Origin of the sequence: Vibrio chagasii, from assembly GCF_002954585.1 — a bacterium.
Taxonomy (GTDB): domain Bacteria; phylum Pseudomonadota; class Gammaproteobacteria; order Enterobacterales; family Vibrionaceae; genus Vibrio; species Vibrio chagasii_A.
Genome location: NZ_MSCI01000002.1, coordinates 2,388,268 through 2,400,185 on the forward strand (window position 1 = coordinate 2,388,268; position 11,918 = coordinate 2,400,185).

The 11,918-nt window shown below is 46.7% G+C and carries 10 protein-coding genes; 7 read left to right on the top strand and 3 right to left on the bottom strand.

What is annotated here, in order from left to right; translation table 11 throughout:
• Window positions 1-14: 14 nt before the first annotated feature.
• Window positions 15-2,414 (bottom strand): penicillin-binding protein 1B, encoded by a 2,400-nt coding sequence (gene mrcB, locus BTO10_RS19070; protein ID WP_105025515.1) that lies wholly within the window; start codon window positions 2,412-2,414, stop codon window positions 15-17.
• Window positions 2,411-4,909, bottom strand: a complete 2,499-nt coding sequence (gene hrpB / locus BTO10_RS19075) for an ATP-dependent helicase HrpB (RefSeq protein ID WP_105025516.1) — start codon at window positions 4,907-4,909, stop codon at window positions 2,411-2,413. The genes mrcB and hrpB overlap by 4 nt, the downstream gene beginning before the upstream one ends.
• A gap of 34 nt (window positions 4,910-4,943) precedes the next feature.
• On the opposite strand from hrpB, the gene sfsA reads away from it, so the two are divergent.
• The 7 genes from sfsA to panC all read left to right on the top strand — a co-directional run bounded on the left by sfsA (window position 4,944) and on the right by panC (window position 11,054).
• Entirely contained in the window at window positions 4,944-5,669 is a 726-nt protein-coding gene (gene sfsA, locus BTO10_RS19080; RefSeq protein ID WP_105025517.1) for a DNA/RNA nuclease SfsA, read from the top strand.
• A gap of 135 nt (window positions 5,670-5,804) precedes the next feature.
• Window positions 5,805-6,251 carry an RNA polymerase-binding protein DksA gene (gene dksA / locus BTO10_RS19085; RefSeq protein ID WP_004738189.1) on the top strand — a complete coding sequence of 149 codons (447 nt, stop codon included), beginning with the start codon at window positions 5,805-5,807 and terminating at the stop codon, window positions 6,249-6,251.
• Between the two features lie 190 nt (window positions 6,252-6,441).
• Window positions 6,442-7,317 carry a tRNA glutamyl-Q(34) synthetase GluQRS gene (gene gluQRS / locus BTO10_RS19090; RefSeq protein WP_105025518.1) on the top strand — a complete coding sequence of 292 codons (876 nt, stop codon included), beginning with the start codon at window positions 6,442-6,444 and terminating at the stop codon, window positions 7,315-7,317.
• 183 nt (window positions 7,318-7,500) lie between these two features.
• A complete protein-coding gene (gene pcnB / locus BTO10_RS19095; RefSeq protein WP_105025519.1) occupies window positions 7,501-8,856 on the top strand; it encodes a polynucleotide adenylyltransferase PcnB in 1,356 nt (451 codons plus the stop codon).
• Complete coding sequence (gene folK, locus BTO10_RS19100; protein WP_008222704.1) at window positions 8,853-9,338, top strand: 2-amino-4-hydroxy-6-hydroxymethyldihydropteridine diphosphokinase; 486 nt, start codon at window positions 8,853-8,855, stop codon at window positions 9,336-9,338. Before pcnB ends, folK begins: the two co-directional genes overlap by 4 nt.
• A 22-nt stretch (window positions 9,339-9,360) precedes the next feature.
• Entirely contained in the window at window positions 9,361-10,155 is a 795-nt protein-coding gene (gene panB / locus BTO10_RS19105; RefSeq protein ID WP_004738184.1) for a 3-methyl-2-oxobutanoate hydroxymethyltransferase, read from the top strand.
• An 8-nt stretch (window positions 10,156-10,163) separates the two neighbouring features.
• Window positions 10,164-11,054 carry a pantoate--beta-alanine ligase gene (panC, locus tag BTO10_RS19110; protein WP_004738183.1) on the top strand — a complete coding sequence of 297 codons (891 nt, stop codon included), beginning with the start codon at window positions 10,164-10,166 and terminating at the stop codon, window positions 11,052-11,054.
• Between the two features lie 92 nt (window positions 11,055-11,146).
• Here the strand turns inward: panC and BTO10_RS19115 are convergent, their stop codons facing one another.
• Window positions 11,147-11,917 carry an ABC transporter permease gene (locus BTO10_RS19115; protein WP_004738182.1) on the bottom strand — a complete coding sequence of 257 codons (771 nt, stop codon included), beginning with the start codon at window positions 11,915-11,917 and terminating at the stop codon, window positions 11,147-11,149.
• Between the last annotated feature and the right edge of the window lies 1 nt (window position 11,918).

Genomic DNA, 11,918 nt, shown 5'->3' on the forward strand with positions numbered 1-11,918 from the left:
TTTCTGTTATGACTTTACCATTGAAAAAGCTTCTTTAGCCACTGTTTTGGTGGACTTTCACAGCCCTTTTTAATGTTTCCATTTTCATCCCAAACCGGTAATTTAACTGCACCATCACAGTCAAATTCCAACGTACCATCAGGCGTATGAGTGAAGCTCGCGGTTGTGATTCCGGTTGGCCAAGGCAGTAGTAGTTGTTCAGGCGTTCTCTGCTTCAAGTAATCAGCGTAGACACGCAATGCACCACTAGAACCAGTGAGCTTAGTCGGTTTATTGTCATCACGTCCCAGCCAGATAGTTGTTACTTCGCGTCCGTCAACGCCCACAAACCAACTATCGCGGCTGTCATTACTGGTACCTGTTTTACCGGCTACCCCTGCCCATGCAAACTGGTTCTGTAGGAATCGACCTGTACCTTCAGATACACCACGCTTCATTGCGTAAGTGGTTAGCCAAGCAGCTTGCTGGTCAACGCGCTGCGATACTCGAGGGATAGATTGGTATAAAACCTCACCGTCACTATCAACGACAGAGCGAAGCGCAGACAAAGGCGCAATACGACCTGAGTTGGTGATGGTCTGGAACATCTGAGACACTTGGAATGGTGTCAGAGAAAATGCACCCAAAAACATCGATGGTACTGGGCGAATCTCGTTTTTATCGACACCCAGTTTACCTATAGTGTCGGAGACCTTATCAATCCCTAACTGCATCCCTAGACGAACCGTTGGCACGTTATAGGACTTAGACAGTGCCACGTATAAAGGCACTTCGCCGCGGAACTTACGGTCGAAATTTCTCGGGCTCCATACACTGCCCTTGCTGCCTTTTAAGCTAAGTGGGGTATCCATCAAGGTCGTTGCCAAGGTGTACTTTTCAGGCTGCTCAAGTGCGGTTAAATAAACCGCCGGTTTCACCAAAGAACCGATAGGACGGCTTGCATTCAACGCACGGTTAAAGCCGTCGTAGCCAGTACGCTTACCACCGACCATCGCACGGATTTCACCAGTGTTGCGATCTACTGCTATCGCTGCAGCCTCTAATTTATCACCCGCCGTTTTCGATAATTCAGGTACCTTGCGAGCAATCGACTTCTCTAGTTTGTCTTGTGAAACCGGATCTAAAGAGGTGAAGACACGTATCCCTTTCTTCGCTTGGAACCTATCACCAACATACTTTTTCAGTTCGATATTGACCTGTTGGAAATAAGCAGGCTGACGGCTGGCAATCCGCGGATTGTCTTGAATATCTAAATCACGGCTTGCTGCTTCTTCATATTGTCTTGGAGTCAAAATATCTTGTTGCATCAACAAGCGCAGAACCAGATCTCTTCGAGTTTTGGCGCGCTCTGGGTAACGAACTGGGTTGTAATACGATGGCCCTTTGACCATACCCACCAGCAAGGCTAACTGGTCAATACGCAATTCTTGAATCGGTTGGCCGAAGTACAAACGCGAAGCCAAACCAAAACCGTGAATCGCTTCACCGCCATTTTGGCCAAGGTAAACCTCGTTTAAGTAAGCTTCTAAAATTCGGTCTTTGCTGTAACGATGATCCAAGATAAGCGCGATATAAGCCTCACGAATCTTACGCCAAAGCGTACGTTCACTAGATAGGAACAGGTTTTTCGCGAGCTGCTGTGTCAGTGTACTACCACCTTGCACAGTACGCCCAGCCTTGACGTTAACCACCATCGCACGAGCAATCGCCAAGGGTGAAACCCCATCGTGCTGATAGAAGTTTCTATCTTCCGTCGCCAACAAGGCATCAACCATCACTTCAGGAAATTGGTTACGTTTTAGAAACAGACGTTGCTCATCGTTGCTTTTCTCAAGCATACCCAACATCTTAGGTTCGACACGCAAATACCCCATATCGCCTTTCTTCTCCAGCGACTGAATACGAGTTAACTCATTACCATTGAAGTGCAACATCACGTGGCGATCGGCTTCCGGTCCATCGACAAACTCGAACGGACGACGAATCATCTCAATTTTAGTTGATGAAGAGGAATACTCACCAGGATGACGAGGAGAGCTCACCTTACGGTAATTCAGTACATCCAGTTCATTCTTCACCTGAACGAGGCTAATTTGAGTACCAGGGGATAAATCCAACACACGTGCATAAACGACCGTTGGTAAATCAAATAACTGGCCCTCAAAGCGCTGCTTCACCACAGAGTCTAGGTAGATACCGACAAACAGCAGTAATGCAGCCAGTGCTAAGCCAGCCTTCCACGCGATGCCCCATAGGATCTTTAACCAACCTCTGTTGCCCGCCTTTTTCGCTTTCGACTTGCCTTTCTTAGCGGCCGCTCTCGGCTTTCTCGGTTTCGCTTTGGTCGCTGGTGACTTCTTTGCTGGCGCTTTTTTAGGTGGTGCCTTTTTTGGCGTTAACATTTTGGTCATCATCGGTTCAACTGTCGTTTGGTTTTAGTGGTTGCAACATGGTTAGCAGGGTCATCGGGCCAAGGATGTTTTGGATAACGACCTTTCATCTCTTTTTGCACTTCTTTGTACGCGCCAGCCCAGAAGCCAGCTAAATCCTGAGTAATTTGTAATGGGCGCTGTGCAGGCGAAAGTAACTCAAGCACAACCTTTTTACGCCCTTGGGCTATCAATGGTGAGTCTTGTTCACCAAAGACCTCTTGTATTCGAACCGAGATCACGGGTTCAGATTGATACTGGTATCGGATCGCCTTTTTACTGCCTGTAGGCATCACGTAATGGGTTGGCAGCCACTGGTCAATCTCTTGATTTAGAGGCCAACCGAGATACGCCGACAGTGCCTGCTCAATCGAAACGTTCGCCAGCCCTTTCGCAGATTTAACGCCATTCAAATACGGCAACAACCAAGCATCAAGATGTTCAACTAGGCTCGCGTCGTCCATTTCTGGCCAATCATGCTCCGGCATCCAAAGTTGAGCGCAGCGCACGCGTTCAACAAGTTGCTTCGCCGATAGCGTCCAATGTAAACGGTCCAGTCCACATCGAGCGATGTAATTCGACAGCGCTTGACTAATCTGACTTGCATCAGGCTCAGGTAAAGCCTTGGTACTGATAACCAGTTTACCCAAAGTAACTCTTTGCTCTGCGACTAAGCGGCCTCGTTTTTCGTCCCAGTCAGCATAATCTGAACTAACAAAAAGCTTAGGGAATGCTGCTTCTAACTGTGCAATATCAACGGGCGTCGCTAAGAAAATCTGACTAGCACGCCCAGTGCTACGCATCAAATCAATCACCACGATATACACATTGTTCGCCAACAGATCATCATCGCGCACCTCTGCACCGTGGCCGTTAGCTAGCAGAAAAGCATTGCTGTTGGCACTTCTCGCTTGAGCTATTCGATCTGGGAATGCAAAACAAAGCACCAATGGTAGCAATGATTCGTCAAGTTGTGACAAATCTAAGTGATGATTCAGTTTGCTAGCGAGATTTTTCGCTCGCTGAGTCACAACGCTATTTTTCGAGTGCTTTCTTTGTTTTAGCCTATGGAGTGAATGCTGAATATCCGTGACATTGCGCTCTGGTTCTTCCAATAAAGCGGCAGCAACAATAGCAACATTCAACAAGGCCTGGCTGCCCTGCTGCGCTTTAATCAGCATGCTTGCAATTCGCGGCTCAAGACCTAATCGCTGAGCTTGCTTACCTAACGGAGTAAATTGACCATGAGTGTCTAATAACTCAAGGTTTTGCAGCAATTGCTTAGCTTGCTCAATAGAGGCTCGTGGTGGAACATCGAGCCATTGCAGTTCATCCGCATTTGCCGCGCCCCATTGGGTCAACTCTGCCACCAGCGAGGAGAGGTCTGAATGGAGAATTTCAGGTTCAGGTACAGCAGGTTGCTGCATTAACTGCGTTTCGCTGTACAAACGAACACACAGCCCTTCCTCAATTCGTCCAGCACGACCAGCACGCTGCTCAGCAGAAGATTGTGAGATTTTGACTTGCTCAAGCTTAGTGATGCCGGTTTTCAAATCAAACTTAGCGACTCTTTCAAGCCCAGAATCGACAACTAGTCGAATGCCTTCGATTGTCAAAGAGGTTTCCGCAATATTGGTGGCCAATACCACTTTTCGGCGCCCTTTTTCTGATGGTGCTATCGCTTTCTGTTGCTGAGAAAAGTTAAGCTGCCCGTACAAAGGGCACACATCGATATCAGTTGCAAAGCTCTCTAATTGAGCTTCCACCTGTTTTATTGCAGATACTCCAGGTAGGAACGCCAATAGTGACCCCGACTCCTTCTCCATAAGAGAACGAATCACATTAGCCATTTTAGGCGCCAAGTAATCATTAGTACCCAAAGGCTGGTAACGGAATTCAACCGGAAAGGTGCGACCTTGCGACTCAACATACTTAGCCTCTGGCAACAAGGATTGCAGAGCTTGTTGATCTAAGGTGGCTGACATCACTATCACTTTCAGATCGTCACGTAGCGCTTCTTGGATCTCCAAGCTAAACGCCAATGCCGTATCCGCATGAATACTGCGCTCATGGAATTCATCGAAGATCACCATATCGACCCCGGTCAGTTCTGGGTCGGTTTGGATCATTCTGGTCATGATCCCCTCAGTAACGATCTCTAAGCGAGTTGCACTGCTGGTTTTAGATTCACCACGAACTCTATAACCAATGCTCTCCCCTACCTTTTCACCTAACTGGCTGGCTAAATATGTCGCGATGTTTCTTGTCGCCAATCGCCTAGGTTCAAGCATGATGATTTTGCCTTGAACAGCATTGGTCTTAACCAGCTGTAAAGGGAAGAACGTTGACTTACCCGCACCGGGAGCCGCTTTAAGAATAAGTTGAGTATGTGTTTCTACGCCAGCGAGCAGATCTGGCATCACAGCTTCTATGGGCAGTTGTGGCAATGGGAGAACCTTGTGGTGTAATGTTGGCAACATTGTACATAAAAACCTACCCGTCTAAATAAGTAATATGCAGTTCAATCCGCCATTAGAGTCAGCGACTCTTATCAAACGCTACAAACGTTTCCTCACTGACATCAAACTTCCCGACGGCAGCGAGCGTACTATTCACTGTGCCAATACTGGAGCGATGACAGGGTGCGCGACTCCGGGTAATACGGTGTGGTATTCAACCTCCGATAATGCAAAAAGAAAGTACCCAAACAGCTGGGAGATCTCAGAAACGGACAAAGGTTACCGGATTTGTGTAAATACTGCGCGAGCAAACCAGCTAGCAGTGGAAGCAATTGAAAATAAGACTATAGTTGAACTCTTAGGTTATAACGCGTTACGAACCGAAGTGAAGTATGGTAGCGAGAATAGTCGAATTGACATTCTGCTTGAAGATAACGAAAAGCCGCCTTGCTATATCGAAGTAAAAAGCGTCACCTTACTTGATGAACAAGAGACCTCAACTGAGGGGCAAGGTTTTTTCCCTGATACGGTGACAACCAGAGGCCAAAAACATCTGCGTGAACTCACAGAAATGGTTGAATCTGGAAATAGAGCCGTACTTTTATTCACTGTTTTACATTCAGGTATTGAAAAAGTGTCTGCGGCACACCATATAGACGCCAAATATTCGTTATTACTAAAACAAGCACAAGACGCTGGAGTTGAAGTGCTTTGCTACAAAGCAGAGCTCAGCAATACTCAAATACAACTAAAACAATCTGTTGAATTTATCAATAACTGAACGAAGATGTTGAACAAATCACATTGATTGCAAGTTTGAATAAGAGTATTTGCCACCATTCGTTCTTTCTGCTATAGATACCCGCCTTAAAATTAGCTGCTTTGCAGTTGACTAGGTGTAAATAGGAGATGCTGTATGCCAGAATCTAAGAAAAAAGCGCTAGGCATCCTAGCCATCGCAGGTGTTGAACCGTACCAAGAAAAGCCAGGTGAAGAATACATGTCACCTGAGCAAACGGAACATTTTACAAAAATTTTAGCAGCTTGGCGCAACCAGCTCAGGGAAGAAGTTGATCGTACTGTGCACCACATGCAGGACGAAGCAGCGAATTTCCCAGACCCAGTTGACCGTGCTTCTCAAGAAGAAGAATTCAGCCTAGAGCTACGTAACCGTGACCGTGAGCGTCGTCTAATCAAGAAAATTGAGAAGACACTAGACAAGATCGAAGAAGATGATTTCGGCTTCTGTGATTCTTGCGGTATCGAGATTGGCATTCGTCGCCTTGAAGCTCGTCCAACTGCTGACCTTTGTATTGACTGTAAAACACTTGCAGAGATCAAAGAGAAACAAATGCAAGGTTAATACTTGCGGATGTAAAGAAAGGGAGCTTTGGCTCCCTTTTTTGTTTGCTGCCTAAGCGAGATGCCTTAGATAGCAATGAGCAGTATTAAAACGAGTACTAAGCAGCAACAGTACTCACTGCATGCAATAAACACATTAAACGTCTTAAGAATCGGCTACTGCGGTACCCTCTGGATTAGGTTGTTCACATATGAATTATATCGGGCGCTTTGCACCATCACCGTCAGGTCCTCTTCATTTTGGCTCACTGGTTGCCGCTCTTGGCAGTTACTTCCAAGCAAAGTCTCATCAGGGACAATGGTTAGTCCGCATGGAAGACCTAGATCCGCCAAGAGAGATGACTGGCGCTGCAGACCTGATTCTTAAGACGCTTGAGGCTTACCACCTATTTTGGGATGGCAAAGTCGTTTATCAGAGCCAACGTCACGACCTGTACCAAGCGCAAATAGATCAATGGGTGGCTGACAACCAAGCCTACTACTGCCAATGCACGCGCAAACAGATAAAAGCCTTGGGCGGTTTCTATAATGGCCATTGTCGACAGTCCGGGTTAATTGATACTGGCGAGCAAGCTGTGCGTTTATGCATGGATTTCCCTGTCGAGTCATTCGACGATGTTCGCCATGGCACCATTCAGATCCCTAAAGCACTGGCAGAAGAAGATTTCATCATCAAGCGCCGCGATGGCTTATTTGCTTACAACTTAGCCGTGGTGCTTGATGATATCGAACAAGGTGTAACTGAGGTTGTGAGAGGCGCTGATCTCATCGAACCTACAGGCCGCCAAATCAGTCTATATAAGACACTGAAACAAAATACAGTGAGCTACTTGCACTTGCCGTTAGCGACCGATGCGTCTGGCAATAAACTATCAAAGCAGAACCACGCTACCGCTATTGACCTCGATAACCCAAAACCAACACTGCTCAATGCCATGCAGTTCTTAGGCTTTGAGGTTCCTAAGGCCGTTTGTGAAGCTTCAATCGATGAGATTTTGGCATGGGGCTGCCAGCAATGGAACGTTGCTCAATTACCTGATAGTTTACAAAAACAACACTGCAATTAGCTCAAAACTAACGGCAAATAGTACAAACGACACACAAAAATGCCATAACCAACCACTGTGGTTAAGCAGACGATGTTCTCAAATGGCTCGCGCTAAGCTATTATTAGCCGCAATTAAACTCTGCACTACCACTTTGGACTAAGAGAAAAACAAAGTTGGCGATACCTACTTTGTTCTAAACTAATGAATAAAAACGACAATACCCCAAGCGAACAACGCGGATTCCACGAACTAGCACTGAATATTTATACTCGCCAAGAGCACAATATTTCACGTAAGCAGATCAGCGATAACGCACTAAAAGTACTATATCGCCTGAATGGTGCGGGTTTTGACGCATTTTTAGTCGGTGGTGGTGTCCGTGATATCTTACTGGGCTCTCAGCCAAAAGATTTTGATATTGCGACCAACGCTACGCCAGAGCAGATCAAGAACCTCTTCCGAAACTGCCGCCTAATCGGTCGCCGTTTCCGCTTGGCACACATCATGTTTGGTCGTGACATCATTGAGGTGGCAACTTTCCGAGGCCACCATCAAGAGCCATCTAAAAACGTATCTGCACAATCGAAAGAAGGCATGCTATTACGCGACAACGTGTACGGCAGTGTTGATGAAGATGCAGAACGTCGCGATTTCACGATCAATGCGATGTACTACAACATTGCAGACTACAGCATCCACGATTACGCAGGTGGTGTAGAAGATTTAGAAGATAAGCTAATCCGTCTAATTGGCGATCCAGAAACACGCTACCGTGAAGACCCTGTACGCATGCTGCGTGCAATGCGTTTCTCGGCGAAGCTGGATTTCGATATTGAAGAAGACACCGCCGACCCAATTGAAGGCTTGGCTCACCTTCTAAAAGACATTCCAGCGGCACGTCTTTACGAAGAATCTCTAAAACTGCTTCAATCAGGCTACGGTTTAGAAACCTACCACCTGATGCGTGAATACAACCTATTCCAGCAGATGTTCCCTGCGGTAGCTGAATACTTCACTGAAGATTACGACTCACCGACTGAGCAAATGCTTGATTTGGTACTCGACTCTACCGACCTTCGTATCGAAGATGGTAAACGAGTAAACCCTGCATTCATGTTCGCCGCGATTCTTTGGTATCCAATGAACAAGCTGGCAGACAAGCTTGTTGCCGAGCAAGGCATGGCGCACTATGACGCGATCATGGAAGCGAGTAACATCATTCTTGATCAGCAAGTAAAATCTATTGCTATCCCTCGTCGCCACACAGCAACCATTCGCGAAGTTTGGCAACTGCAACTGCGACTACCTCGCCGCAACGGTAAACGTGCCGTTCGCCTAATGGAGCTCAACAAGTTCCGTGCTGGCTACGATTTCTTAGAGATGCGTGGCGAGATTGAAGGTGGCGAGACAAAAGAATTAGCGAAATGGTGGGAGCGTTACCAGACAGCTGGTCGCAATATGCGTCAAGCAATGGCTAACGATGTAGCAGCGCCATCAAAGTCAGGTCATCGTCGCCGTAAGACTTACCGAAACAAAAAGAGTAAGCAAGCCGAATGATAACTGCTTATATTGCGGTCGGCAGCAACCTTGCCGACCCAGTTAGCCAAGCAAATTTGGCTATCGAAACACTAAAAAGCCTACCGCGATCAACGTTTATTGCGACCTCTCAGCTATATAGTAGCACTCCAATGGGGCCACAAAATCAACCGGACTACATCAATGCGGTAGTCGCGATTAAAACCGAATTAACGCCTATTGAACTGCTTGATTGCACTCAAAAAATCGAGTTAGAGCAAGGGCGTGTCCGTAAAGACGAACGCTGGGGACCAAGAACCTTGGATCTCGACATCGTGTTGTACGGCAATGAGGTGATCGATTCAGAGCGCTTAACCGTTCCTCATTATGGAATGAAAGAACGAGAGTTTGTACTCTACCCGCTTGCTGAAATCGCACCAAGTTTACAACTCCCTGATGGGACTGAGCTGACAGAACTACTGAAAATTGTAGATAAAAACGGGCTCAATGTTTGGCAGCAATAGCCAGGCGCATTAAGGAAAACCAATGAAAAAAGTAACCATTAACGACCTAATCAAGTGTAAACGTGAAGGCCGTAAATTCGCGACGTCAACAGCTTACGATGCGAGCTTTGCTCAACTATTCGAAAGCCAAGAGATGCCTGTTCTGCTTGTCGGTGATTCACTGGGTATGGTTCTACAAGGCCATAACGACACATTACCAGTAAGCGTTGAAGACATTGCTTACCACACTCGCTCTGTGCGTGCTGGTAGCCCTAACTGTCTTCTTATGGCTGACATGCCTTTCATGAGCTACGCGACTCCAGAGCAAGCTTGTGAGAGCGCAGCAACCTTGATGCGTGCTGGCGCGAACATGGTAAAAATCGAAGGCGGAAGCTGGTTGGTTGATACTGTGAAGATGCTAACAGAACGCGCAGTACCAGTATGTGCACACTTAGGCTTAACGCCACAATCTGTGAACATCTTTGGTGGTTACAAGGTTCAAGGTCGCGATGACGACCAAGCTGATAAAATGGTTGCTGACGCACTAGCGCTACAAAACGCAGGCGCTCAAATCGTTCTACTTGAATGTGTACCAGCTTCATTGGCAAAACGAATTACAGAAGCTTGTCACGTGCCAGTTATTGGTATTGGTGCAGGTAATGTTACCGATGGTCAGATCTTGGTTATGCATGACATGTTCGGTATTTCTGCGAACTACATGCCGAAGTTCTCTAAGAACTTCCTAGCAGAAACAGGTGACATGCGCAAAGCAGTAGCTCTATACAAAGAAGAAGTAGAGAGCGCACGCTTCCCTGATGATGCTCATACAATCGCTTAGGAGTAAGTATGCAAACTTTTGCTGAAATAGCGGCTCTTCGTGAGCAGATTAAACAGTTTAAGCGTGATGGACGTACGGTTGCTTTTGTACCGACTATGGGAAACCTGCATGAAGGCCACCTTACTCTGGTAAAGAAGGCTCGTGAACTGGCAGACATCGTCGTGGTAAGCATCTTTGTTAACCCGATGCAGTTTGATCGTGCTGATGACCTGAACAACTACCCTCGCACGTTAGAGGCTGATTTAAGCAAACTAACTGGCGAAGGCGTTGAACTGGTATTTACCCCAACGCCAGAAGTGATGTACCCAGATGGTCTAGACAAACAGACGTTTGTTGAAGTACCAGGGTTATCTCACATGTTGGAAGGTGCGTCTCGTCCGGGTCACTTCCGTGGCGTTGCGACGATTGTCACTAAGCTGTTTAACATCGTTCAGCCAGATTTTGCATGCTTCGGCGAGAAAGACTTCCAGCAACTTGCTGTAATTCGCCAAATGACAACTGACTTAGCGTTAGACATTGAAATTGTAGGCGTTGCGACGGTTCGTGAAATGGACGGCTTAGCGATGAGCTCTCGCAATAGCAATCTCACTATTGATGAGCGCCAACGTGCACCGGTTCTAGCACGCACTATGCGTTGGATCAGCAGCGCAATTCGCGGTGGACGTGATGACTACGCATCTGTGATTGAAGATGCGACAGACCAGCTTCGTGCAGCAGATCTACAGCCAGATGAAATCTTCATCTGTGATGCTAAGACTCTGCAAGCCATCACTTCAGAATCCACTCAAGCTGTAATTCTTATGTCGGCTTTCCTAGGTAAGACGCGTCTTATCGACAACCAAGTTCTCGACTTGGTAACGGAAACCAAAGAAGAAGTGAAAGAAGAAACCGCTGAGTAATCACGTTCTTCTCTAAGCACAAATAAAAGAGACAAAAAAAGGTCGATGTAATATCGACCTTTTTCTTTGCCTGCAATTTAGGGGCGTCGGAGTTAGCTGCGTAAGCCTATGCCCTTAGTCACTAAGTAATGTGCAATGCCATACAGCACAACGATAAACACACCTAGAACGCCAAACGACGTCACAATACCCACGTCAGACACACCCAAGAAGCCATATCTAAACGCATTCACCATGTAGACGATAGGGTTCAACTTCGACACACCCTGCCAAAACTCAGGCAACAGGCTAATCGAGTAGAACACACCACCAAGATAAGTAAGCGGCGTCAGAATGAAGGTGGGGATAATTGAGATATCATCAAAAGTGCGTGCAAATACCGCGTTGATAAGGCCACCTAACGCAAATACCACTGACGTAAGGAAAACCGTCGCAATGATCACGCCCCAGTGATCAACTTGAAGATCAACGAAGAACAGAGAAACAAAGGTCACGATAGTACCGACCAATAGGCCGCGCACCACACCACCCATCACGAAACCAGCGATAATTACATAGTTCGGCACCGGTGCAACCAGCAGTTCTTCAATGTTCTTTTGGAATTTGGCACTAAAAAATGATGAAGCCACATTCGAGTACGAGTTAGTGATTACCGACATCATGATCAGACCCGGCACTATGTATTCCATGTAGCTAAAGCCGTTCATCTCACCGATTCGTGCACCAATCAGGTTACCAAAGATGATGAAGTAGAGCGTCATAGTAATTGCAGGCGGAACCAGCGTTTGCACCCAAATACGAGTAAAACGGTTGATCTCTTTGGTCAGTAAGCTGCGAAAAGCAGTCCAATATAGGCTGTACATA